The 26,128-nt window shown below is 45.2% G+C and carries 17 protein-coding genes; 4 read left to right on the top strand and 13 right to left on the bottom strand.

The window, feature by feature from the left end:
* The 5 genes from ISR87_04820 to ISR87_04840 all read right to left on the bottom strand — a co-directional run bounded on the left by ISR87_04820 (position 1) and on the right by ISR87_04840 (position 6,907).
* A complete protein-coding gene (locus tag ISR87_04820; protein MBL7024758.1) occupies positions 1-405 on the bottom strand; it encodes a DUF1761 domain-containing protein in 405 nt (134 codons plus the stop codon).
* A 114-nt stretch (positions 406-519) separates the two neighbouring features.
* Positions 520-2,304, bottom strand: a complete 1,785-nt coding sequence (locus ISR87_04825; GenBank protein MBL7024759.1) for a long-chain fatty acid--CoA ligase — start codon at positions 2,302-2,304, stop codon at positions 520-522.
* Positions 2,305-2,407: 103 nt separating this feature from the next.
* Entirely contained in the window at positions 2,408-3,829 is a 1,422-nt protein-coding gene (locus ISR87_04830) for an aspartate aminotransferase family protein (protein ID MBL7024760.1), read from the bottom strand.
* 111 nt (positions 3,830-3,940) lie between these two features.
* On the bottom strand, positions 3,941-5,086 hold the full coding sequence (locus ISR87_04835) for a hypothetical protein (protein MBL7024761.1): 1,146 nt from the start codon (positions 5,084-5,086) through the stop codon (positions 3,941-3,943).
* 57 nt (positions 5,087-5,143) lie between these two features.
* Positions 5,144-6,907: a T9SS type A sorting domain-containing protein gene (locus ISR87_04840; GenBank protein ID MBL7024762.1), complete on the bottom strand. Its 1,764-nt coding sequence runs from the start codon at positions 6,905-6,907 to the stop codon at positions 5,144-5,146.
* A 127-nt stretch (positions 6,908-7,034) separates the two neighbouring features.
* On the opposite strand from ISR87_04840, the gene ISR87_04845 reads away from it, so the two are divergent.
* Positions 7,035-8,078, top strand: coding sequence for an LD-carboxypeptidase (locus ISR87_04845; protein ID MBL7024763.1), 1,044 nt, complete (start codon positions 7,035-7,037; stop codon positions 8,076-8,078).
* Positions 8,079-8,309: 231 nt separating this feature from the next.
* Here the strand turns inward: ISR87_04845 and ISR87_04850 are convergent, their stop codons facing one another.
* From ISR87_04850 to ISR87_04875, 6 genes are all read right to left on the bottom strand, one after another.
* Positions 8,310-8,861 (bottom strand): YqgE/AlgH family protein, encoded by a 552-nt coding sequence (locus ISR87_04850; protein ID MBL7024764.1) that lies wholly within the window; start codon positions 8,859-8,861, stop codon positions 8,310-8,312.
* Between the two features lie 154 nt (positions 8,862-9,015).
* Entirely contained in the window at positions 9,016-11,376 is a 2,361-nt protein-coding gene (locus ISR87_04855; GenBank protein MBL7024765.1) for a penicillin acylase family protein, read from the bottom strand.
* Positions 11,377-11,415: 39 nt separating this feature from the next.
* Positions 11,416-12,534, bottom strand: coding sequence for a glycerol-3-phosphate dehydrogenase/oxidase (locus ISR87_04860; GenBank protein MBL7024766.1), 1,119 nt, complete (start codon positions 12,532-12,534; stop codon positions 11,416-11,418).
* Between the two features lie 189 nt (positions 12,535-12,723).
* Complete coding sequence (locus ISR87_04865; protein MBL7024767.1) at positions 12,724-14,121, bottom strand: DASS family sodium-coupled anion symporter; 1,398 nt, start codon at positions 14,119-14,121, stop codon at positions 12,724-12,726.
* An 18-nt stretch (positions 14,122-14,139) separates the two neighbouring features.
* Positions 14,140-15,060 carry a universal stress protein gene (locus ISR87_04870; GenBank protein ID MBL7024768.1) on the bottom strand — a complete coding sequence of 307 codons (921 nt, stop codon included), beginning with the start codon at positions 15,058-15,060 and terminating at the stop codon, positions 14,140-14,142.
* Entirely contained in the window at positions 15,057-16,451 is a 1,395-nt protein-coding gene (locus ISR87_04875; protein MBL7024769.1) for a DASS family sodium-coupled anion symporter, read from the bottom strand. Before ISR87_04875 ends, ISR87_04870 begins: the two co-directional genes overlap by 4 nt.
* Positions 16,452-16,707: 256 nt before the next feature.
* Between ISR87_04875 and acnA the strand changes: the two genes are divergently transcribed.
* On the top strand, positions 16,708-19,386 hold the full coding sequence (gene acnA, locus ISR87_04880; GenBank protein ID MBL7024770.1) for an aconitate hydratase AcnA: 2,679 nt from the start codon (positions 16,708-16,710) through the stop codon (positions 19,384-19,386).
* An 815-nt stretch (positions 19,387-20,201) separates the two neighbouring features.
* A complete protein-coding gene (gene recQ / locus ISR87_04885) occupies positions 20,202-22,385 on the top strand; it encodes a DNA helicase RecQ (GenBank protein MBL7024771.1) in 2,184 nt (727 codons plus the stop codon).
* Between the two features lie 210 nt (positions 22,386-22,595).
* Here recQ and ISR87_04890 read toward each other — a convergent pair whose 3' ends face one another.
* Both ISR87_04890 and ISR87_04895 read right to left on the bottom strand, forming a co-directional pair.
* Positions 22,596-23,702, bottom strand: a complete 1,107-nt coding sequence (locus ISR87_04890; GenBank protein MBL7024772.1) for a dienelactone hydrolase family protein — start codon at positions 23,700-23,702, stop codon at positions 22,596-22,598.
* A gap of 198 nt (positions 23,703-23,900) precedes the next feature.
* Positions 23,901-24,614, bottom strand: a complete 714-nt coding sequence (locus ISR87_04895; GenBank protein MBL7024773.1) for a 16S rRNA (uracil(1498)-N(3))-methyltransferase — start codon at positions 24,612-24,614, stop codon at positions 23,901-23,903.
* 119 nt (positions 24,615-24,733) lie between these two features.
* Here ISR87_04895 and ISR87_04900 point away from each other — a divergent pair, with 119 nt between their 5' ends.
* Entirely contained in the window at positions 24,734-26,002 is a 1,269-nt protein-coding gene (locus tag ISR87_04900; GenBank protein ID MBL7024774.1) for a hypothetical protein, read from the top strand.
* Positions 26,003-26,128: the final 126 nt, after the last annotated feature.

Consider the following 26,128-nt stretch of genomic DNA (forward strand, 5'->3'; position numbering starts at 1 on the left):
TTACCAAATTGCCAGAACGGCTCCCATAATGAGGAGACCAACCAGATACATCCCGGAGTTAATAGCCCACAATTGAAGTGAACGCATTTCAAAGGCGTGATTCACACCAAAGGAAAAGCCAGTAAATCCCAACCACATGAAAAGTCCCAGGAGGAGTCCCCCTCCCAAACTTGCAGTACCTGTCCAGGCAATCACATTGGCCATGAAGAAGGCCATGAAAAATGAATTCAGAATGGCCACCACATAGGGAGGCATCATGTTCTTGCCTTCAATATCTTCCAGTTTAATCCCCGTGGCTTCCATCCAGGGTTTGCCAAACAAGGGACCATACCAAACTGCGCCCAAACCCATATTGACAATCATTAACACTCCTATTGCTATCCAATTCACATCAAAAGTAAGCATTTGACATCTCCTTTTTTCAGGTTTTTCATCCCTCTATAAATCACTATGACTTTATTTGTCACAATTTGCAACCTTTGAGAGAGGAAACCAGCATTTTATCTAGCACATGAAGGGTTATTGTTTGTTGTACATCGCATCAATCAAGGCTTTGAACTTCTCATTGATCTGCTTGCGTTTGAGTTTCAGGGTTGGGGTGATCTCGCCACCCTCCTGGGTAAAAGGTTTGGCCATGAGTTTGAATTTCTTAATGGTCTCATACTGGGCCAATTTCTTTGACTGCGCTTCAATACGCTCCTTGAAAAATTCAATAACATGGGGATGGGCAATCAGCTCTTCATTGTCCTGAAATTGTATCTTCTTTTTATGAGCCCAGGCTTCCAGACCTTCAAATGCCGGAACAATTAAAGCACTCACAAAGTTGCGCTTATCTCCAATAGCGATAATCTGGTCAATGAAAAAATCCTTACCGATCAATTTTTCAATGTTCTGTGGCGCAATGTTTTTTCCTCCAGACGTGATGATCAAATCCTTGATACGATCTGTGATTTTTAAGAAGCCATCCTCGTCAAACTCACCCACATCACCTGTTTTGAACCAGCCATCCACAATACTTTCGGCTGTGGCTTCTGGGTTATTGAAATAGCCTTTCATAATCTGGGGACCCCGGGCCTGGATTTCACCATTGTCTGCGATTCTGACTTCACAGTTGGGTACCAACTTCCCCACAGTGCCAAATTTGAAATTATCCGGCGTGTTGTATGAGATCATGGGTGATGTTTCGGTCAATCCATAACCCTGACAGATCAGGAGACCACAGGCCAGGAAGAATTCTTCTATACTTTTGTCCAGGGGGGCACCACCAGCTGAGAAGAAATTCTTGTCCCCTCCCACAACGGCCCGAACCTTGGAAAGGACTAATTTATCCAGAATCTTGTATTTCATCGCCAGACCAGATGGAATTTCCTGCTTCCTGAAAAACAGATTGTTATAAATCGTACCTGTCTCAATAGCCTTTTTGAACAGAAAACGTTTGATTGATGAGGCACTTTCTTGCGAGTTCATTACAGCCCCATAGATTTTTTCATAAAGTCTGGGAACAGATACCATGGCAGTGGGCTTGACTTCCTGCATGGTTTCTATAACCTGTTTTGGATCTTCCAGATAGGTCTGAACGGCCCCTTTGAGATAGACATAATAGGACCACATGCGTTCATAAACATGGCTTAGGGGTAAAAAGCACAGGGAAACATCCTTTGAGCTAACATTGAAATTCGCATCCACACACTCAAACTGATGAAACAAGTTTCCATGGGATAACATGACCCCTTTGGGGTGCCCCGTTGTTCCAGAGGTATAAATAATGGTGGTGACATCATCTGTTTTGATTTTTCCGGAACGGAGATTCATTTCTTTGGTCAGCTCTTCCTGATCCTGGACATTCAGATAATCTCTGAAATAGATGGCGAATGTGGCGTCAATCTCTATGGCTGGATCATAGCAAACCACCTGGAGGGGGTGACCATCTTTATGGATGGTGGCAAGATTGTTATACTGTTCCAGGTTTCCCACGTAAATCAGCTTGATACCGGCATCCTGAATAATGTATTTGGCCTGATCCAGGGTATTGGTGGCATAAATGGGAACTGAAATGGCGCCAACCAGAATGCAGGCAAAATCACTAACTGCCCACTCGTAGCGATTGGCGGAATAGATGCCCACCGAATCACCCTGCTTTACACCGGACTGTATCATGGCGCAGGCGAGATTGGTGATTTTTTCACCAAATTCTCTGTAGGTCAAAGACGCCCAGCCATCTCCAATCTTATATCTCAGAGCGGTATTATCACCATACTCAGCAATTTTAATGGTGATCATCTGGCCGATGTGGTCGTAATTCATCTTTAACTCCCCAATTTCATGATAATATTTTTAGTCTTGTGACCTTGCTGACAACTTATTGTATTGTCGTCAGCGGCAAAGCAAAACCAGTTGGGTTGTGTCCCTATCTCCCTGATTTCTTTGATTTAATTTTATGCATAAATCCAGCCACCTTTTCAACCAGCCAGGGAGTGTCCGCAGCATCCATTGGCATCTGACCCTGGGAACTATACATCCCTTCCATCATCTTCATGACTTCGTTCTTGATCATCCCTCTAAAAGGAAGATTAGCAATCATGCCATACATGGCTGCATTGCCTTTGGCTGCCAGCTTGGGGTTGGAACGGACCGCTTCAACTGACGATTGGAGATCATTGAGATACTCCTGAGTAATTTTCCCATGACCTGGAACCACCATGACATGCAGACCCTCAGGGCGCTGCAATCGATCAATCTGCCAGCCCTGGGCTTCCATTTGATCACCCACTGCAAAAATATTGATCTTTTCATCGGTAGAATGATAGGCAAACACACTCATATCAGGATGACCCAAAACCTCAAGACCTTCTATGGCATTAATGCCTTTTTGCAGTTCTTGAGTGATACTCATAATTTTTTGGGCATTTTCCTTGTACCCATCTTCACCAAGGGCATGCATGGCAGCCCAGGCAGCTGCAAAGGAGCCCCCAGGTCTGGTCCCTAACAAAGCGGGTGATGCAAAAACGCCACCGGGCCAATCCTCATGGATGAAAAATTGATGCTTCATATCGCTCATATTACGATAAATGACTGTAGATGCCCCCTTGGCTGCAAAACCATATTTATGCACATCGGCAGAAATGGATGTCACACCCTGTACTCGAAAATCGAAAGCGGGGATCTGTCCGCCATTCATTTCAATAAAGGGTAGTAGAAATCCACCCAGGCAAGCATCCACATGGAGGGGTAAATCATGCTGGAGTGCTAACCTCCCCAGTTCCTCAATGGGGTCTATCACACCATGGGGATAAGATGGAGCCGAACCAACCAGCATGATGGTGCGACGATTGATCATTTTTTTTACTGCACTAACATCCACGCGGAAATCTGACTTGAGGGGGGCGTACTTAATTTTGACCCCAAAATATTTGGCAGCTTTGCTCAAGGCCACATGAACGCTCTCTGGAGCAATCATTTCCGGTTTAAAGGGCAGTTTTCTGAGAGCTTTTGCCCGGTCACGATAGGTCAGCACCGGTAGAAGACAACTCTCTGTACCACCTGATGTCACGGTACCTACGGCTTTATCATCGCCATGGAGCATAGTGGCTGTCATATTGATGATATCTGTTTCAAAGCGCTTCAGGCTTTTGAAGGCCATGGGATTGAGGGCATTTTCAGAGAAATAAAGGCCGTAGGCCTGTTTCAGGAATTCAGTATGCTTATCATCCAGGTGGTAGACCAGGCTCCAGGTGCGGGAGTCGCGATAATTCACATCCTGTCCGCCATACTCACGCATCTCGTCCAAAATTTTGCTTTGATCTATTCCTTGATTGGGAATGCTCTTCATTCAGAATGTCCTTTTGAAAATATGAACTGTCAAATTAATCCAGATCCAGATTGAATTACTATGATATAGCTAGTATGGCGAGGGAAACAGAATGCTCGAATAGGTGGCCTTCTAGTCCAAAATGGTGTTTATCATCACTTGTAAATCGGACACATCAACAGCATCATCTTGATTGAGATCGGCCATGCCAAGCTGGTACTCACTTGCCTCATGATTGCCCAGTATGATGCTCACCAGCTGGATCACGTCAGAAATGTTCAGGGTGTAGTCATAGTTGATATCACCCATGGGATCAAAAAAGATATCCCCCTGTCCGAATGACCAGGTGGTTGAGGTGCTGTAAATCGAGTTCCCGGCATACCACATCCGATAGAGACCCTGCTCAATGATGGCTATGCTGGGTCCCGTACTCGTTTCTTCATTCCAACTGCCGACTGCCCCGTGTGGGATAATGGGATTGTTTGGATGCCGGGTCCATTGAACGCCATCTGGGGAAGTCGCTAAACCAACCTGTCGATAAAGTCCATCAAAACCCATATACGCCATCAAGAAACTGCCATCTTCCCTCAAAACGACTGCGGGGAATGTCAGATAGGTAGATTCCCATTCAATAGTGGAAGCAGTCATAAGGACTGGACTTTGTTGATCCTCCTCCCAGCCTATCCCATCTGTTGAGTAGGCCAGGCCAATTCCCACCTCTGAATTGGTGTTGCTCCCCGTGAACCACAAATAATAGAGGCCATCTCGTTTGATTACTGAAGCATTATGTGACCTGTATTCATTCCAACTGCCAGTTTGGCCCAATTCCAAAATGGGATTTTGAGCATATTTGGTCCAGGTGATACCATCAGGACTTGTAGCCAGTCCAAGCCGGGGCATTGCTGATGAATTCGTTGCGGTGTAATACATTTTATATTCATCCTCGTCATGCAAAACCCAGATGGACTTAAGATCCTGGGAATCGAAATCTTCACCTGAACCAACGGTGAGGACAGGGGCCGGAAGTTCATCCCACACGATGCCATCCTGGGAAGTGGCATATCCAATTTGAATTGGAAGTCCCACATTGCGACCACCAAACCACATTTTATAGGCCCCATCTTCATACAGAACGGTTGGATTAATGACGGCTAAATCATCCCAGGATTGGGACCCATTAAAAATCGGATTATTGGGATTATCCACATATTCAAACGCCATTAATTGAGAAATTGATAACACAGCAATTATCAGGTATACCAGGCACATTTTCTTCATAATCAATTTTAACTCCCCAGTTTCAAGTCGGATTGTATACAACTATACATCAATCACTTATTTTAACATAATTATTTTTTGAATTTCACCCACAGGTTGATTTTTGCTACTGAGAGTGGCTAAATAGACTCCAGACTCTACCAAATGACCGCTCTGGTCATCTCCCCTCCATGAGATCTCAAGCAGACGCTGCGCGCCTTCGAATTTAATTGTCCTAATTCGACGCCCCTTTAAATCATAAATGGATAATTCCTGCTGATCCACATCCTCAGCCAGGCGAATAATCAGTGCTACCTCTCCATTAAATGGATTTGGGTAAGCATTGAGCACTCCCATTTCGTCAGGAATGACAACTGCATATTCATTAATATTAGTCATGATTAATGGCTGTTTCATCCAGAATTGAAGTGAAGTGTTTGCATTAATCAGGGGTGTTGAAAAATATACGGTGTGCTCAGCCCACCCCACAAAATGGAGTCCCCCTACCCATCCATTGGAGAACTGCAGAAGGCTACTTGGTCCAGTACTATCTGGTGGAGCATTTTGACTATAGCCCCAGGATATATCACTGCCATTTAGTGCTGAATCAAAATGCCACTCATTGTGATTTAACGTACCATAATCAAAGCGTATATCCTGGCCAGACCATAGCGAGATGCCATTAAAAAGCAAGGCTCCAGAATCATGATTTCTCACCAGGATTTGAGGTGTTAAAATCAGCCTTAAACTATCTGATGTGGTAGGCATGGGAGGATATCTATGAAGGTCTGAAACAGGAATAGTATAATGATACCAATTCGTATCAGGAGGAAAAATTTGTATACCTGGTGATTCTAAATTCACTCCCAGTGACAGGGAAACAGGTAAATTCATGTCACCCCTGACCTCACCTTGATCTTGCAAGCCCACGAGATCTGCATGCACTGAGGTGCCGGGAAAATCCTCCCGAATCAACCCAACCCCATAGGCGAAATGTAAATTGTGTCCTATGGGACCAAAGGGAGACATTATTTTTACAAAAGTAATCTCCCCAAACACTTCCTGATAATACTCATGTGAGAGAAAGGAACCCCAGGAGGTATCACCACCGGCATACTCATCAATGGGTAACTCGAAATCAAAGATCATCTCATCCAGGTCCAGTATGTTTTGCCGGGCATTGGAATTCGTGTAGGTTTGATCAATAACATAAACTTCATGAGAACCCCCAGTGCGAAAATGATGCCTCCTTACAGTATATATTGTTAAATCGACTGTGGTCGTCTCATTATACTTCTCAGCCAAAACAGTCCGAAAGCCCCAATCATCAACATTCACATCATATCTGGCCAATTCAGGTGGTTTGAAATATTTATTGAACTGGATCGAAGCATCGGCTTGAAATTCCAGCCCCACCAAATCAGGGACGACAGGATACCAACTATCAGGCTGCGAAATTCTCAGAGTATCTACACCCAGGTGGTTCGAATCAAATTCGATGTGTAAAACAAACCCGGAATCTGATGGATGTTCAACCAGAAGGGCTTGTGAGATACCAACTGATGTTGTTAGCTCGGGTAGATCCTCCTCAAAATTGATATAGGCATTGGACGGGAAACGGATGTTGTCGATATGGAATTCTCTGTTGTGACAACCATTAAAAATCATCTGGAGCATCGGTGATTGTCCGGTTTCTATAAGATCGTAGGGTGCTTTGTACGCACGAAAGGTAGTATCGAAGGGGATTTCGAATCTTTGGGTGGTGTGCTCATAAAAAGAAAAATGAACCTCCTGCCCAAAAAGCAGGCCGGACATAAAACACAGGTTTAGAATTAATTTCACGATAACCCCCTTTGAATTGAGTTGAAAGTTACAGATACAGGTGCCATTCGACAAGTATTCAAAGCTTACAATTGCTAACACTTTGAATTCAAACTAGTTTAAGGCAACATTCATATATGAGGTCGCAATGAGCATCACACGCAGGCAAGTTTTACAGATGGTTGGAACTGGACTGGTAGCCACACAGACTCCCCTGGCATCCGCAGCTGGAATATTCTCAAAATCAACCCTGAAACCACCACGTCTGAAACCTGGGCAAACGGTGGGGCTCATCAATCCTGCAGGCGCCACCTTCCACCCCGAAGATGTAGTCATTGCCGAAGAAACTTTTGCGGCACTTGGTCTCAAAATGAAGGCTGGGGCCCATCTCCTGGATCGATATGGATATCTCGCCGGAACCGATGAGGCCAGAGCCGCCGATGTGAACAGTATGTATGCTGATCCAGATGTTGATGCCATCATCACCCTCAGGGGTGGCTGGGGCTGCAATCGTATTCTGAATTTTATTGACTATAAAACCATCGAGAAGCACCCCAAAATTATCATGGGCTATAGTGATATCACCAGTCTGCTTCTGGCCCTTAATGCCAAAACCTCGCTGGTCACCTTTCATGGCCCCGTAGGCATATCTACCTGGAATGAATATTCAACTGATTTCGTGAAACGTCTATTGTTTGAAGGTCAGGCCTTCACCATGGAAAATCCTACTGACAAGGGGGACAATCTCACCCAGGTGAAAGACCGCGTACTGACTATCCATGGTGGGCAGGCCACCGGCAAGTTATTGGGTGGCAATCTATCAGTCCTCTCATCCATGGTGGGCTCAGACTATCTTCCTGACTTCAAAAACAATATCCTCTTCCTGGAAGAAGTTGATGAAGCCCCCTATCGAGTTGACCGTATGCTCACTCAGCTCAAACTGGCGGGTATCCTGGATGAGATTTCAGGATTCGTCTTTGGGAAGTGCAGTAGCTGTGATTCTGGTGAAAGTTATGGGTCATTCACCCTGGAAGAAGTCCTTGATGATCATATCAAACCCCTGGGTATTCCAGCCTGGTTCGGTTCCATGATAGGTCATATTGAGAATAAATTCACCATCCCCTTGGGGATCAATGCAGAAATTGATGGTGATAAGGGCTCTATTAAACTTCTGGAGTCATCCGTTATTTAATGGGTGATAAGTTCTCAGACCGTCATCCCGAGCGGAGTCGAGGGATGACGCTACACGGTGCCACTGATAAAGTTGGAGTTGTTTAGCTAGACTGTCTTCACGAGTCGGTTAGGACGGGGCGATCTCGAAACGTGATCAACCCAAGAATTTGGAGATTGCCTCACCCCTGCAGCTCGCCCGGGATGATGTAAACCAAATTCGTTTTATTCGTCGTAGAAGAAAAAAGAATATCTAGGCCAGTCCACCTGTGGTGGGAGCCATTTCGATGCCAAAACTTTGAGTGGCTGAAATCCACTTTTCTGAATCATTACCTGTAAAAATGAATTCAAGTGTGACCTCCTGAAACAGCCAGTCACCATTTTCTATTTCACGTTCAAGTTGACCCTCTCCCCAACCAGCATATCCCAGCATCATCTTAAAAAAGCGAGGACCCTCGCCTTCCTGGATGGCATCAATCACAGCAGAATTACTGGTAAGTGAAAAATCCTCTGTCACCTCCAGGGTATCGGAGTTGACATAGTCACTGCTGTGGAGAATAAAGCCCTGTTCAAGCGAAACTGGTCCGCCAAAGTACATGGGTGATATGACTTCATTGATGGCTTCGTCGTTGATGATCAGAGTGGGGAAGACTTCCTTGACCACCTCATCATCAAAAGATTTATTTACTATTAGACCCATGGCTCCATTCTCATCATGTTCGCAGATAAACACCAGAGACCGATTGAAATAGGGGTCAGTCAGATGGGGCATGGAGATGAGAATATGTCCTTTCATGGAAGCCATGTGTAAAATTAGAGTTATTTGGCCCAAATCCCATGAGAAGATGAGTGGTGTGAAATATATTGGTATTTGAGGATTACGAGGCGGGGATCCTAATCCCCGCTTGGAATTATATTCTTTCAAGGTCAAAAACTTAAACCTGCGGGAGGTTAAAAACTCAATCCTTAGGTATAAGCCGCAGTTCCTGAACCTCACCAAATTCTGCCTGGTCCAGATGCATATCCACATAGTCGCCGGCCAGCCAGATATCCACTAGATCAGTGTAATGCTTGTGAAGGGGCATCCCTACTTGGCCTGAGGCGTTGGCCATGCGGCTTCGAGATATGTCGGACAGATCAACCAGCAATCTCATGGATGCAGTCATTTCAGCCATGTAGGGCGCATCAAAATTATGGGTTCCACGATTCACTGTCTCACCATCACCACCAAAAGGAAAGGGGCCATAGTTAAAGAATTTCTCTATAAGGCCTCCCTTGGCCTCAAAGGGGTGATGAAACGTGATATTGTGGATGATGCCCCACTCCCAGGTCTGAATGTCTTCAGAGCCAAATTTCAGTGCCAAACTTCCCATGGCAGTTTTGAATGCCTCCAAGAGCAAATCATCTCTGGTCTCAATTATATCTGTATCAATTTTATCAAACCATGAGGATGAGTTGTCATCCAACATTTCCACCCACCGATTCAGTGATATGTACCAGGTATCCAGATATTTTTCCGCCAATTCCAGACCCATTTCATCCACCCAGATCAATCTCAGGAAGGTTTCCAAAGTCTCATGATAAATGGAACCCTCAACCCCATTGGGATCCAGTTCGTGGTTCCAGGTTTCTAATAGCTCTCTAACCACTTGCTGGGATTCTGGGATAAACGGTATGAGATGACTCAGAAAGATTGGCGCTAGATATGATTTCCTGTCAAACTGAAACACCGCCATATCATCCAGACTGAGCTTTTCCTTGGACTCAATCATATCTTTGATACGACGGGTCCGATAATCAGGAGCATAAACTCCTGGCATGGGATATGGATAATCTGCACCATAAGGCTCGGCATTGGCTGTAACAATCATACCCCCCTCAGGATTGTAGATATGGGGCATTTCTTCGAAGGGGATATAGCCATCCCAGTCATAGTCACCGGTCCATCCTGGTACGGGAAATATGCCTGAACCACTTTTCCTGATGGGAACCTTGCCTGCGCCATAATAGCCGATATTTCCTTCCGTATCAGCATATACAAAATTCTGTGGTGCTGTGGAGAAGTGTGACAAGGCCAGTGAAAATTCTCCCCAATCCCGGGCATGATTCAAGCGGTAAAATGCTTCCATCTCTTCATTAAACTGGTGTCCCGTCCAGGAGAGAGCCAGGAGTTCCTCGTCTTCTTTGACAATGGGACCATGAATGGTTTTACGAATCTCAAAATCTTCGATCCTGAATCCATCTTCCTCCTCGCTGTCTTTAATGCGAATCTCCTGTGGGATAATTTCAAAGTCCAGCCATTCGTCTTTGTACATGTATTGTGTGGGGTCGTCAGGGTTGATCTCTTCGATAAAGAGATCCTGAACATCGGGTCCCATATTGGTGATACCCCAGGCAATGTTGCGGTTGTGACCGATCAAGGCAGTGGGTAAACCAGGGAAAAAGCTGCCAGCTACATCCAGACCGGGAGCACTCAGGTGAGCAAAGTACCAGGGTCCTGGGAGTCTTGAGCCATGCAGGTGTGGATCTGATGCCAACAAGGGTTTACCAGAGACTGATCGTTCACCAGAAACGACCCAGTTATTACTGCCGCCATTGGTTCCCAGAAGTTTCCGGAGCTGGGTAGCCTGTGAGATCAATTCTGAATCTCCTGATTTGGTTTTTCCAAAAGCATCTAGCAGTTTCAGGTGTTCAGGAGCATAATATGGAAACAGCTCAGCTGCCCTTTCCACGCCAAGTTTTTCATTTAGTTGGCGATAGATTAATTCCATGTCATAGTTGTAAGAGAGCTGCCAGCTTTGAAGCTTGACGATGGCCATCATGTCCGCAATACTCCAGAGCATGGGCGCATGGCCCAGCAGTCTGAACTCAATGGGTAAATCAGGATCATCTTTGATAAAGGCATTAATCCCATCTCTGAAAGCGGTCAACATGGACTGAACTCGAGGCGGGAAGGTATTAAACAGGTCCTCAGCATTTCTGGGTCTCAGCATGATTCGACGCAGAAATTTGTCTGATTTTACCATGCTTTCACCCAGAATTTCACTGAGACTGCCATTACCAGCTGCTCTTAAAAACTCCATCTGGAATAGTCTGTCTTGAGACATGGCATACCCCAGAGCAAAAAATGCATCTGCTTCAGTTTCTCCAATAATATGCGGAATTCCTGATGCATCTCTTAAAATGGATACCTCCTTTTTCAGCCCTTTAACAATAATGCTGCCTTCGTGATCCGGAATACCCACTCTCAGATAATGGTTCAAATAGACACCACCTAATAAAAGCACAACAAAGATCCCGATAATTATTTTCTTGAGCATAAAGCCCCCTTCAGCTTGATATTTTGGGACACGACCAGATTACTTCTTGATTTTCAGGACATCTGCCACGTTCTCAGCCAGAGATAAATAGGTCGTCAACTTGCCTCCAAAAATGTGCAGAAGTTTCGTATCTCCCCTGGTATGTAAATCCAGCTTGTATTCGCGACTGACATCAGTGACATCACCCTTTCTGCGAACCAGAGGTCTGACCCCGATATAGATATCCCTCACATCTTCTCTCTGAAATTGAAAGTCTGGTTTTAAATAGACATTTACCTGATCCAGCAGATATTGAATATCACTTTCCTGAGCATCCAGGTCATCCATGTCACAATCTTCTTCACGTTCAGTTGTACCGATGAGTGTCTGGTCATTTTCAGGCTCAGGAATAACAAAAAATATGCGCTTTTCTTTGGTTTGCATGAACATGAGTTCGGGTACGATGAGACCATCAAATATGAGATGAATCCCACTCACCTTGCGGATTTGGAATCGGGCAGGGAGATCAAATTTTTCGTTGACCTCATTGAGCCAGGGTCCAGTAGCATTTACCAGGATTGGTGCTGCAAAATCTCCTGATTTTGAATGCAGCTCAAATCCATCCATATTCCAGTCAATACTTTCAATATCACAATGGACAATAACCTTTCCGCCCAGATCCTGAAAATCATCCGCTACTCTTCGCGTTAGCTGGCGATCATGGGTCTTGGCATCCACATAGGATAGAACGGATTTCAATCCGTCTTCAATAAATGCCGGAAACTTTGATTTAAATTTTGCAATATCCTCAGTTCTGGAATGTCCTACTTTTTGTGCGCCTGAAAGCAGGTCATACATCCACAATCCAATTCTTATCATCCAGGCAGGTCTGGGACTACTTTTATAGATGGGCAGAAAAAACCGTCTGGGCTGTACCAGATCCGGATATTTGTCTATAAGTCGTTGACGATCATGGAGGGCCTCATAAACGAGGTGAATTTGACCCGTTTCCAGATATCGCAATCCACCATGAATGAGCCGTGAAGATTTTGAAGAAGTCCCCTGCCCAACACCCTCTTTGTCCAGCAGCAGAACCTGCTTGCCAGCTCGAGCCAGATTTTCGGCAATACCACAACCGTTAATACCGGCACCCAGTACAATTACATCATAATTTTGCATGGTCGAAAGATAACTCATTAATCAGGGATTAACGAACAGCTTTGACCCCATTTCTTTCGAAAACTGAGGAAATGGGATTCGTCATCCCGAGCGGAGTCGAGGAAGGTGATAATTCGTTTACCTTGTATCCCTCGACTCCGCTCGGGATGACATTCTTGAATTCCTTGGTTGTAATCTGGGGTTCATTGTCTATCTAAAAAGCGGCCACCAAACCAGAGCCACCAGAGCCAGGGAAATGATGGACATAATGGCCATCTTCCAACCAGCCCGGAGGAAGTCAGGGGCTTTTACCAATCCACTGGAATAAATGATGGTACAAGCTGGAGCGGCAACAGCAGTAAAATATCCAAAGGCCGAGGATATGACCGATGCCAGACCCAGAAGGATGGGATCTCCTCCCAGGTTCAGAACGACAGGACCCACCACGGCTACTGTGGCTGAGCTACTGAGAAGATTTGACAGGACCCCGCTTAAGGCTACAGAGACAATTGCACGCAAGGCATCAATATTTGGAATCAAGCTCTGGAGCAGATTGACACTCCCTTCAGCCAACCAGGCAGCACCTCCCGTATTTTTCATCTGGACACCAATTGAGATTGTCGCTCCAAAAAGAAGGATAACTCCCCAATTCACACCTTTGCTGAGGTCCTTCCAGGAAACCAGACCAAAAGCCATAAACAGAAAAATTCCAATAAGTGCGATACTCCCCAATCCATAATCTTCACTCAAAACAATCCAGCCATAAAGAACACCTCCAAACAAGACGAGCGAGAATATCTCTTTGGCAGACATCTTACCAGCATGAGCTACCTCCACAGAGAGTCGCCTAACTGCCGTGTCAAGATTCTGCAATTCAGGCGGAAAGGTCTTTAATATGATAAAAATGGTAAAGGGGATCTCAATCAATACCATGGGATAAACCATTTTCATCCATTCGATATAGCTCAGAGTGCCTGATCCAAATTCAGCCCAGTAATTCATCATGATCACATTACGACCACCACCAGAGGGCGTCCCGATCGATCCTGTGGTTGCTCCATAGGCTATCGAGAAGAGTAGAGCAGCAATAAGTCCAGTATTTGATTTCCCTTTTTTCCCTGTAAACCGAATCAGAGTTAGAGCAACAGGAAGCATCATGGCGGTCACCATGTGGGGACCAACAAAGCTTGAAAGAATGGCAGAGATTGCCGTAAAACCGGCCACGATGCTCCAGGTTTTATTCCCAGTAAACCGGATGATTCCCAGCGCCAGCCGTTTGTCCAGACCCTGACTCACAATGGCTACGGCCAGCATGAGCGAACCCATGATAAAGAAAACGGCATCATTCATGAAATAACCGCCCACCTCATTGGGAGTGCTGCCTCCGATGATGACCTGCCAGAAAATCAACTGAAGCGCAATGGCTGGAAGGGGAATGGGCTCTTTGAGGATAAGAATGAGGGTCATCAAAATAATGATGAGAATGTGGTATCCATCCTCACTTAAAGATTGAGGGGATGGAACCAGGAAATAGAGAGAGATGCCCACTGCCAGAGAGATCAAGAGCCAACGTTTCTGTTGGACCCAGAAAAGCATGTCAGCAGAGATGTGCATTGATATGGTCAGCTATCGAACGATTAAAATTGGGACATCACTTTGTTCAAGTGTCTTGATAGGCTTACTTCCAAACAAGAGTTGCTTAATGGGATTCAGAGTTGAGGCACCCATGATCACAAAGTGATTGTCTCCGGCAAAATCTACAAAAGTTCTTACAGGATCACCGGTGAGGAAAAATTGTTCGACCTCAATCCCTCTGGAGTCAAAGTATGCTTTGGCCTTATCTGCAGCGCCCTGATACCCTGCTCCAAAGCGCTTGGTTTTGGAAACAGTAAGCGTTCGTACAGGCCATCCCAATTTTTCGGCAATCAAAGCGCCCCACTCTACGGACTTGTTTGTGGCTACGGAATCATCCACCAGAAGCAATAATTTGTATTTTATGCGAGGATTAAATTTTTGAAGCACAAAAATGGAGGACGGTAGGTATTGGATGAGTGAATGTGCGAGATGTCGCTTGTTCTGACTACCACCAATGATGGCGAGGTCGTAACTCTCCAGTTGGATTTCCTTCCTCAATTGGTCAACCAGCTCACCCTCTCGGAGCACCAGCTCTATTCGGCAGCCTTTATCATCAGGTAGTATGACGCGGACCCGACCATCCTCTTCATAAACATGATCAGAATTAAATTGAATTTTAGCTAACTCTTCATTTTCAGGGGACAACTTTTTCAATTCCTTGAGTGCCCATTCCAGAACTTCAAGACCGGGGTGGATAATATTCCAATTGTCCAGATTCGTTCGTGTCAGGTTGACGGAGCTTCCATGAAACTCACTGGCTCGTTCCCCAACATAGACAACGCCATGACTGGCATCAAAAACGGAGGCAATCAAAGCGCCCATTTTTAAGGTAGGTTTGGAATATTCTACACTACTGACTGCAGTAAGAAACTTGAGTGATTTAGGATCGATTAATGGTTTCTTTTTTGTCATAATAATGGCCACCATATTAAGGATAAACCGAGGAGGCTAACAAGGGATAAAACCCCCATTTTCCAACCCGCTCGTAGAAAGTCTTTTGATTTTACCAGCCCACTGGAATAGATGATGGTACAGGCCGGGGCAGCTACAGCGGTGAAATAGCCAAAGGCGGAAGCAATAGCTGTGGCATACCCGATGAGGATTTTATCTCCTCCCAGATCAAGCACGATGGGACCCACAACTGCCACCGTCGCTGAACTACTTAAAATATTTGACATAAAGCCCGTGAGGAGAACTGAAACACTGCCCTGGAGAATTGCGGGATTATCTATAACCTTCCCCAGATTGGTTATAATCACTTGAGCTATCCATCGTGCAGCACCGGTTTCATTCATCTGAATTCCAATGGAAATCGCTGAACCAAAAAGCAGAATAACACCCCAGTTGGTCTTCCGATTTAGTTCCTGCCACTCCACCAGGCCAAAGGCCAGATACAGGAAAACACCAAGGAGAGCAATGATTCCAAGCCCAAAATCCTCACTGAGAAAAACCCAACCGAGAAAAACGAGGATAAACAGGAAAATGGCCAACCATTCACGACCTTTGATTTTGCCAGCTCGAGCTACATCAATCACCAGTTTTCTGACTGCACTATCAAGATTGCTTTGCTCAGGTTTGAAAGTCCAGAGTAGAATAAGAACGGTGAAGGGTATTTGGATCAGCACCATGGGATAGACATATTTTATCCATTCCAGATAGGTCACAGAACCAGCTCCAAATTCAGCCCAGTAATTCATCATGATCACATTGCGACCACCACCCGAGGGGGTTCCAATGGATCCAATGGTTGCTCCATAGGCAATGGAAAAGAGGAGAGCAGCAGTGAGACCCGCAACCTTTTTCGGATCCTTGTGGGCATATCGAACCAGGGTCAGTCCCACAGGCATCATCATGGCAGCAACAGTATGTTCACCGATAAACGAAGCCAGTATGGCGGAAATTGCAGTGAAGCCAGCAATAATTCGCCAGGTTTTATGCCCGGTCAGATATATGATGGCCAGGGCAAGGCGTTTATCCAGCCCCTGACTCACAATAGCCACGGCTAGCATGAGAGACCCCATGATAAAGAAGACAGCATCGTTCATAAAGGAGGAAGCCACATTATTGGCGGTGTCAATTCCCAGAACCACTTGCATAAACAACATAAACATGGCAATAGCTGGAAGCGGTAAGGGCTCGGTTATGATGAGGATGAGCGCCATAGAGATGATAATGAGGGCATCAAAGGCGGCGGGGTTAAGGTCTACTGGGGGTGTCACTCCAAAGTGCATGATAAGACCATAGGCAATGGCAAAGAGGAACCATCGTTTCTGACGCATCCAGAACAAAACATCAATGTATATCGTCAACTTAACATCCCTGTTTTTCTGATTCAAACATGAAGGCTGAAATATGCTCTTAAATCAATCAATTTGAAACTATTCATAAACAGATGTAATAAACCTGTATGAGTACCTGGGGGTTTTCCGAAAACCAGTTCTGATGTCGATTGATTTTGGCAAGTAAAATCTTAGTTTGTAAGGTGCTTAGCATCTATAATTATACCAACCTCCCAACCAACATATCATTGATTAATCCAATAAATTTCAGGAGCCCCACATGGCAAGCAAATCCAATTCTTTAAATAGCTTTAATACTCGGTCAACCCTTCAACTAAACGGTCAGGATTACGAGTATTATTCACTCTCAAAGCTGAACGCTGATGACAAATTGAGCAAGTTGCCCATCGCCCATAAAGTGCTGCTTGAAAACATGCTGCGCTTTGAAGATGATATCACTGTGACCAGTGGAGATGTTGAAGCTGTTTTAAATTGGGATGCCAACGAGCCTCCATCACACGAAATTCAGTTACGACCCAGTCGAGTTCTTTTGCAGGATTTTACAGGGGTTCCTGCAGTGGTAGACCTGGCAGTTATGCGGGATACCATGGCTGATCTTGGTGGAAATCCTGAAAAAATAAACCCTCTACAACCTGCCGATCTGGTCATTGATCACTCCGTCCAGGTAGACAAATTTGGAAGCCTCGGCGCTTTTGCTGAAAATGCCAGCATCGAGATGGAACGCAACCGTGAACGCTATGGATTTTTACGCTGGGGACAGGAAGCTTTTGAGAATTTTCGAGTGGTTCCACCAGATACTGGTATCATCCATCAGATCAACCTGGAATATCTGGCTCAGGTAGTCTTCAAAAAAGAGACCGAAGACGGCATTCAGATTTATCCTGATTCACTGGTTGGAACTGATTCTCACACCACCATGATCAACGGACTGGGAGTTCTTGGTTGGGGCGTCGGTGGAATTGAAGCCGAAGCCGTGATGCTGGGTCAGCCAATTTCCATGCTCATCCCCCAGGTTGTGGGTTTCAAGCTGACAGGAAAAATGGCTGAAGGCACGACTGCAACAGACCTGGTACTCACTGTGGTGCAGATGCTCCGTGCAGCTGGTGTGGTTGGAAAATTTGTTGAATTTTATGGGGCAGGTATTGCCAATCTCAGCCTGGAAGACCAGGCCACCATCGCCAATATGGCACCAGAATATGGTGCCACAATGGGATATTTTCCAGTGAATGAAGCTACTATTAAATATCTGAAATTTAGTGGTCGTGATGCTGAGCAGGTCGCTCTAGTGGAGGCATATACCAAAGCCCAGGGAATGTTTTATGAAGCTGGTGTTGACCAGGCAGTTTATTCAGCCAATCTTGAATTGGACATGAGTACGGTTGTTCCTTCCATTTCTGGACCCAAACGTCCCCAGGATCGTATTGAATTATCTAAATCAAAAGCTAACTGGGTCAAGGACCTTGAAGTCCTCAGGGGCTCAAGCAAAGGTGTAGCGGATGTTGTTGGTAGTGACTATCAGCTCAAGGATGGTGATGTGGTTATCGCGGCCATTACCTCCTGTACAAATACTTCCAATCCCAATGTCATGGTTGGCGCTGGTCTGGTAGCCAAAAAAGCCGTGGAATTAGGACTCAATATTAAGCCCTGGGTTAAACCCAGCCTGGCTCCAGGATCCAAAGTGGTGACTGACTATCTTGATGCGTCAGGGCTATCAACTTATCTGGATCAACTCCAATTCAATCTGGTAGGATATGGTTGCACGACCTGTATTGGAAATAGTGGACCCCTGCCCGCTCCAATCGCATCAGCCGTTGAAGCTGGCGATCTGGTGGTTACTTCAGTGCTCTCCGGGAACCGAAATTTTGAAGGACGGGTCAATTCGCATGTCAAAGCCAATTATCTGGCTTCACCTCCCCTGGTCGTGGCTTATGCCCTGGCTGGAACCATGAACATCGATCTGGCCTCCGAACCACTTGGCCAGGACAAAAATGGCAGTGATGTCTTCCTTAAAGATATCTGGCCAACATCTACTGAGATTGCCGCGGCTGTCGCACTGGCTGTTAAACCTGAGCAGTTCATCAGCAAATATGCCGATGTGTTTAGTGGAGATGCCGCCTGGAAGGGTTTGACTATTCCTGAAGGTAACACTTTTGATTGGGAAGCAGATTCAACTTATATCCGCAAACCTTCCTTTTTCGAGGGCATGACCCGTGAACATGGTGTCCTTAGTGATATCAGCAATGCTCGTGCTCTGGCACTTCTCGGTGATTCCGTCACAACGGATCATATTTCACCAGCTGGGGCTTTTAAAGCTGATACACCTGCAGGTAAATATCTCATCGACAAGGGAACTGACCTGAAAGACTTCAACTCCTATGGGAGTCGTCGTGGAAACCATGAAGTCATGATGCGCGGAACCTTTGCCAATATTCGTCTACGCAATCTCCTAGCTCCTGGAACCGAGGGGGGTTTTACCAAAAAATTACCTGAAGGTGAGGTCACAACTATTTATGATGGTGCCATGGCCTATAAGGCTGAAGGAACCTCTCTGGTAGTTATCGCTGGAAAAGAATATGGAACTGGATCCAGTCGCGACTGGGCAGCCAAGGGAACTTATCTTTTGGGTGTTAAAGCTGTTATTGCTGAAAGTTTTGAGCGCATTCATCGCAGCAACCTCATCGGAATGGGTGTATTGCCACTGCAGTTCAAAGATGGCGAGGGTCGGGTCAGCCTGGGACTGTCCGGTGAAGAAAGCTTCTCTATCGCCGGGATCGCAGAAGGACTCAAACCAGGTAAAGAGCTTGAGGTCAAGTGCACAAGAACTGACGGTAGTCAATTCTCCTTTACTGCAGTTACTAGGATCGACACACCCAACGAAATGGAATACTATCGCCATGGTGGCATCCTCCAGTATGTGATGCGGTCCTTGTTGGATTAATCCTACTCAGTCTTCGCGAAGGAGTGAAACGACTGACGCGATCTCGGTCCATCTGCTTACCAAGAATTCGGAGATTGCTTCGCAAGACAGCCTGCGAAACCACCAGCCATTTAACATCTTACAACGGATTCGACGAACTGAACGAAAAGGCACAACAACTAAAGGATTAACCCTGCGCAGTCTTCGCGAGAAGGTCGCAGACCGACGTGGCGATCTCTATCCATCCGTTAATCAAGAATTCGGAGATTGCTTCGCTTCACTCGCAATGACTCAAATGGAGCGATTCCAAAGTTTCGAGTGATAATTCAAGATCGCCTTTTCCTTACAACGAACTAGACGAACTGAACGAAAAGACATAAAATGATTCGTCATCTTCGTATGTTTCGTTGTAAAAAGAATGAGCTCTTTTTTGGGATTTACGACCTTGACAGGCTTGGCAGCGATCTCGATTCATCCGCTTTCCAAGAATTCGGAGATTGCTTCGTCACTTCGTTTCTCGCAAAGACATTTTAAGTTTGTCTCACTGACTGGAGCACGCGAAGGATCTTAGACAAACCATGCGGGACGAAATCGTCATGCTTCGAGAACCTCAGCAAGACGATTTCCGCTATTGGAGTTCGGTGGGATGCCCCGATCAAACTGATTTGTATTGGCTTTTCAATATGGTAGACATTTCTATTAACTTTCATCTGTGATTAACCTGGAGTTTGTGATACCTTCCAGCTCTAACCCTGATACAGTCGGATAAAAAATGAACCAAAAACAAGATTGTTGTGTTTGTACTACCATATATTTTCCAGAAATCGTGAGTTAATATGATCAAAGAAGCCCAAAATATCCTCAAAGATATCTTCGGATACGATGATTTCCGTCCTTTGCAAAAAGAAGTGATTGAAAATGTCCTCAAGAAAAAAGATACGCTCTGTATCATGCCTACTGGAAGTGGGAAATCGCTCTGTTATCAAATTCCTGCCCTGCTTTTTGATGGCCTCACCATTGTCGTCTCTCCCCTGATTTCCTTGATGGAAGACCAGGTCAAACAACTGGAAGCCCTGGGTGTTGAAGCGCTGATGCTAAACAGCTCTTTATCACCGAATGAATATCAAATGAATGTTCAACTTCTTCGGCAAAACAAAGTACGCTTACTATATTTGGCTCCTGAGACGCTGCTTATGGGGAGAACGCTTGCACTTCTCGAGTCTCAAAAAGTGGCCGCCTTTATTATTGATGAAGCTCACTGTATTAGTGAATGGGGGCATGATTTTCGTCCCGAATATCGCCAGCTGATGGATCTCAGGGAACGCTTTCCTGACGCCGTCTGTCTGGCCTTGACGGCTACTGCAACTCAAAGGGTTCAGCAGGATATTCAAAAATCACTGCGCTTTGATAAATCAGCTAGTTTTGTTGCCAGTTTTAATCGAGAAAATCTTTTTCTGGAAATTAAGCATAAATCCCAATCTGCTCAGCAAACGCTAGATTTTCTTGCAAGATTCCCTGACCAATCTGGCATCATCTACTGTCTCTCCCGCAAGCAGGTTGATGATATGGCTGATTTTCTCCAAAATGAAGGTTATTCCGTCAAACCCTATCACGCTGGCCTCTCACCTGAAGTACGCCAACAGAATCAGGCTAGTTTTATCCGGGATGATACACAAATTATGGTAGCAACCATTGCCTTTGGGATGGGAATAAATAAGCCAAATGTCCGTTTCATTTTACACTACGACTTGCCCAGTAACATAGAAAGCTATTACCAGCAAATTGGACGAGCCGGTAGAGATGGGCTGCGAGCCGATTGTCTATTCCTCTTTGGATATGGTGATATTCGAAAGATTAAATATTTTATTGGGCAAAAAAAAGAAAGTGAGCAAGTTATTGCCCATACCCAATTAAATGCGCTGGTCGGACTTGCTGAGACAGATGATTGCAGGCGCATTCCCCTGCTCACCTATTTTGGCGAAACTTACAATGATACAAACTGTGGCATGTGTGATAATTGCCTGGCTGATGATCAAACTTCCCGTGATGTAACCATTCCCGCCCAACAATTTTTGTCCTGTGTCAAACATTCTAAACAAATTTTTGGTGCAGGTCAGATTATTGATATCCTGCGAGGTTCAAAATCGCAAAAAGTGAAGAAGTTTGGTCACCAGGAGCTCTCCACCTACGGAATTGGGAAAGATTTTTCTAAAACAGAATGGTTTTATCTTTCGCGACAGTTTGTGCAAAAGGGACTCTTAACCCAGGATATGGAGCATGGCAGTCTCAAGTTGACTGCAAAAGCCTGGGAAGTACTTCGGGGCCAACAAATTATTTCTGCCCCGTTGAAAGAACGGCAGAAAAAACAACCTCAGCCTAAAACAGAGCAACCATACGATCCTACGCTATTTGAGTTGTTGAGGCAATTGCGCAAGACCCTGGCTGATGAATCCAATGTACCACCGTATGTGATCTTCCCCGATAAAACATTGATTGAAATGGCGATCTATTTCCCCCAATCTGAAGCTGTGATGCTGCAATTACATGGTGTTGGCAAGGTTAAATTTGTGAGATATGGGTCTTCATTTATGCAAACAATCGCTGAATACTGTCAGATCAATAAGTTGCAAGAAAAACCTAAAGGTGGGTCTGGTGGGAAACTCACATCCTCATCTAAAACCATTGGTACACCCCGACATCAGCTTGTTGGGGATAAATTCAATTCCGGTTCCACAATAGTAGAGATAACAAAGGAATTTAAGGTTCAAAACAAAACGGTTCTGGATCATTTATATAGATACTGCTTAGAAGGTAATACTCTGCGCGGCAACTCTGCTTTTATTGAACTTTCTAAGCTGTCTTCCAAAACCCAAACAGAAGTTTGCAAGGCTCTAGAACAACATGGTACGCTTGCGCTTCGTCCTGTGTTCGAAGCACTGGGACAGGAGATAAGTTACGAGGAACTGAAAATTATTCGTCTGCATTATCTGGCTAACGAACAGAAAAACACAAAATTTTAGCCTTGAAAATATAGTATCATATCTCATGCCGAGGGAAACAAGAGAACTCATTCGTAAGTCATGGAGAGAGAAACCATCAAGTCTGGTACAGCGTAGCCTACAAAGACCTGTAGGCATCCCCCAAAGTTTTCAATTAGTATCATAAACAAAGAAGCCACCTTCTCAAGTGGCTTCTCTTATTCATTCAGACTAGAATGAACCCCGTAAATTCTATAATTGCATCCATGCTACAGCCTCGTTAAAGACGTCTGCTTTGACATTGTGACGTCCTTCAAATTCTTTATAGGTGATGTCATAGCCCTGCTGTTCAAACATTGATTTCACTTTTCGAGCTGTTTCCACATCGATTGCCGCATCATCAATACCGTGGGCGATATAGAGCCGCAGATCTTTCCCAGTCGCAATATCCTGCTTGGTGAGAATAGACTTGTCCCCCTTCGTATCCATGAGATAACCGCTGAACCCGATCACTCCCTTAATCTTATCAGGATGCTTTAAGCCAATGGTATAGGCGTATACTGCACCTTGAGAAAATCCCATGATATAGACATCTGAAATTTTGTATTCACTAGACACTTTTTTGATGGTCTTTAAAATGTAGTCACTCACCATTTTGTCGCTTGATTTCCAGGCTTCCTTCCCAACATCAGTAATGGACCACTTGCGGCGATGCCATTGTGCTCCAATATGTAAGGATAACGGGTACTGGCCTTCAGGCGCTACAAATATGACCTGTGGATCCACCAGTTTGTCATATTGACTGATAAATCCTTCAGAATTGCCACCCATACCATGCATTCCTATGAGTAGTGGATAGCTTTTACTGGCATCATAGTCCTTTGGGAACCGTATCCGATATGGCATCATGGATGAAGCTGCTACATAGTCCATGGTTCCAATGGAATGGAAGCGTTTTTTAATATCCCCGGCAGCCTTTTTGAATTCCGGATCTTCCCTCACGGGATCAAAATCTGTATCCTTATTGAATATTTCCAGCCCTCTGAAACCATTTTGGAAGGCAAGGGTCACGAATTTTGCAGCCTGGGTAGCGTCACCCTGCAGGGCATAGCAACATGCCAGGTTATAGGCTACAATAGCATCATTCTGGTTGTGGATCAGCACCTTTTGGTAGTAATTACCGGCATCTGCAAAATCTCCAGCACGATAGGCTGTCGCTGCATCTGCGAGCAATTGACCACGATTTACTTGTTCAAAAACCAGCTCTTTTCCCTGTTGAATTCCACTACAACCCAGGATCAGTGATCCCACTATGGTAAAGATGAAAAGATGAGTAATAAATTGTCTGTTCTGCTTCATGAATGCTTCCTCCCTTGAGTGTCATGATGCCATTTTAAGCTTGAAAGGATTATGAAAATGAATTCATCTGCAGATGGTTGTCTTTTTCTTCAAATGGTCACTGGGAGCGATTGGGATGGAGGGAGGTCAATCAGATCACGGGTGCGCAAAACAATTATTTGTTCTGCATCCCAGGCGAGGAATGGGTATGGGGTAGCGTTAAAATGGCAGCATTTGTGAGAGCAAGACTGGCACTGCGGTTTCAACCCGGAGGATCCTCTCACCGAGGCTGAAAGGAATAAAACCGCAGGCCACTAACATGTCGATCTCATAGGGGATGAAGCCCCCTTCTGGACCGATGGCAAGTGTGGTTGGCAGGTTGGGTTCCAACAATGCCCCCTTTGCGCTGGTTGGGTGGGCGACCAGGGCTTTGGTGCCCTGGCACAATTCCGGTAATTCATCTTCCACAAAAGGTTTAAAGCGCTGTCGCAGATGAACCTCTGGGAGCATTGTGTCCCGAGCCTGCTCTAAACCGAGCAAGAGTTGTTCGTGGCGTTTTTCAGGCTGCAGAATTGGACTGCTCCAGAAGCTCTTTTCCACCCGGAAGCTGTTGAACAGGTAAATCTGTTTGACACCCAGAGAGGTTACACTTTGTAGAACCCGCCTAAGCATTTTTGGGCGCGGTAGAGCCAATAAAAGGGTGACAGGGAGAATTTCTGGTGGTGATTGATCAAATGTGGTGGTCAACTCAACAAAATCAGGTTCGATCTGACTAATAATTCCGTAACCAATCTTGCCGTTGAGCAGCCCAACTTTCAGGTGAGATTCAGACTCAGCCCGGTGAACTGTTCGTATATGCTCCAATCGGCGTCCCGTCAGACGGACCTGGTTTTCAGCAATAAAATCATTCTGATTTAGCAAAATTAAGTTCATGCTGGGCAGTCTAGCCAGACCGGGTTAATAGTGGAAGTAGAAAATGAGACCCCGCAGGTAAACTTGGATGCCATCTTGCAGTTCATATTCAGATTGCTAATTTGCTACCGAGCCCATCAATGAAATCAATACCTGAATCCTCAAAACTACTCCTGCTACTGTTAGTGGGAGTGTCGTTGATCACCATCAACCCACGTATTAACGGTTGGAATGAAGCCAGCAGGATGGCACTAACCCAATCCCTTGTGGAGCATCACAGCTTTATTATAGACGAAAGCATTTTTGTGAATGGTGGAGATAAGGTCTTCATTGAGGGTCACATCTATTCCGATAAACCTGCCATTCCATCCATGCTGGCAGCCATCATTTATGCTCCCTTGCATGCTCTGGGATTGCATCTGGATTATGGTTGGAATCTGAGCTACTATCTCATCATACTCTTCACCGTAAAAACCTTCTGGATAGCAAGCATTCTAGCCTTTCGCAGTGCGCTTTCATTCACATCAATCCAGAAAGACAAACTTCCCCTGGCCATCATTCTCTATTCCTTTGCTTCCCTGGCATTTGCCTGGTCATCCAGCTTCAGCAATCATAGTCTGGCTGGTTCAAGTCTCATGATTGCTTTCTTTTTCTATCTGAAAGGGAAGCATAAAGATGTGAAACAGGCGCTATTTTGGTCAGGGTTGTTCTTCGGGTTGGCAGCCAGTATGGATATACCCACTACGATATTCCTGCTGGGTTTTGGTCTGTTGGTCGCTCACAAATGGCGTGTTTCTTCTCCGACAATCTTATTCATGGTTGGAGCTTTCATTCCTCTCGCCTTACATCTCGGAGTAAATATTTTTATCGGGGGAACCCTTTTGCCCCTTCAAATCAATCCCGAGTTTTTTGTATTCGAAGGTTCGGTCTGGACAGATTCTCGGGCCCTCTCCGGGGTCAGCATAAACTCCCCATTATTCACGTTTCAATACGCATTTTTGAGCCTCTTCGGGTCTAGAGGATTGGTCTGGTATAATCCCCTGTTGTTCTTTTTAGCCCCCCTGCTCATCAGGAATGTTTGGAGAACGAATGGCTTTCAGCTTGAAACCCTCACCATTCTGGTGGGCACAATTGTTCTCATGTCCTACTATTGGTTATTCAGTTCTAATTACGGGGGGTGGAGCTATAGCATCCGTTGGTTCGTACCCGTTCTACCACTCATTTACTTCAACCTCTATGAACTAGACTATTTGAGTGATTGGCGATGGAATAAGCCTGTATTGTGGGCTCTGGCTATATGCTCAATCATCATTGCTGGAATAGGTCTCATCAACCCCTGGAGTAACCTGGATATTCATGCCATCCCCATCATCGCCAACGTGAAACAGCTCTGGACTATTTTGCCCTAACCGCTTGTCGTACTTATTGGCCGTTGGGCTAAATCAGAATATACTATTAAAATCACCGACTAAATTGGGCTCAACGCTTATGAGAAACAGAATTAGCAATATTATTTTATCACACGAAAGTTATCT

The sequence above is a fragment of the Candidatus Neomarinimicrobiota bacterium genome (genome assembly GCA_016784545.1).
Classification (GTDB): domain Bacteria; phylum Fidelibacterota; class UBA8477; order UBA8477; family JABMPR01; genus JABMPR01.

Bases quoted from the DNA above. Each gene is read 5' to 3' on its own strand.
- ISR87_04820 (MBL7024758.1), bottom strand. From the start codon at position 405: ATGCTTACTTTTGATGTGAATTGGATAGCAATAGGAGTGTTAATGATT.
- ISR87_04825 (MBL7024759.1), bottom strand. From the start codon at position 2,304: ATGAATTACGACCACATCGGCCAGATGATCACCATTAAAATTGCTGAG.
- ISR87_04830 (MBL7024760.1), bottom strand. From the start codon at position 3,829: ATGAAGAGCATTCCCAATCAAGGAATAGATCAAAGCAAAATTTTGGAC.
- ISR87_04835 (MBL7024761.1), bottom strand. From the start codon at position 5,086: ATGAAGAAAATGTGCCTGGTATACCTGATAATTGCTGTGTTATCAATT.
- ISR87_04845 (MBL7024763.1), top strand. From the start codon at position 7,035: ATGAGCATCACACGCAGGCAAGTTTTACAGATGGTTGGAACTGGACTG.
- ISR87_04850 (MBL7024764.1), bottom strand. From the start codon at position 8,861: ATGGCTTCCATGAAAGGACATATTCTCATCTCCATGCCCCATCTGACT.
- ISR87_04855 (MBL7024765.1), bottom strand. From the start codon at position 11,376: ATGCTCAAGAAAATAATTATCGGGATCTTTGTTGTGCTTTTATTAGGT.
- ISR87_04860 (MBL7024766.1), bottom strand. From the start codon at position 12,534: ATGCAAAATTATGATGTAATTGTACTGGGTGCCGGTATTAACGGTTGT.
- ISR87_04870 (MBL7024768.1), bottom strand. From the start codon at position 15,060: ATGACAAAAAAGAAACCATTAATCGATCCTAAATCACTCAAGTTTCTT.
- acnA (MBL7024770.1), top strand. From the start codon at position 16,708: ATGGCAAGCAAATCCAATTCTTTAAATAGCTTTAATACTCGGTCAACC.
- recQ (MBL7024771.1), top strand. From the start codon at position 20,202: ATGATCAAAGAAGCCCAAAATATCCTCAAAGATATCTTCGGATACGAT.
- ISR87_04890 (MBL7024772.1), bottom strand. From the start codon at position 23,702: ATGAAGCAGAACAGACAATTTATTACTCATCTTTTCATCTTTACCATA.
- ISR87_04895 (MBL7024773.1), bottom strand. From the start codon at position 24,614: ATGAACTTAATTTTGCTAAATCAGAATGATTTTATTGCTGAAAACCAG.
- ISR87_04900 (MBL7024774.1), top strand. From the start codon at position 24,734: ATGAAATCAATACCTGAATCCTCAAAACTACTCCTGCTACTGTTAGTG.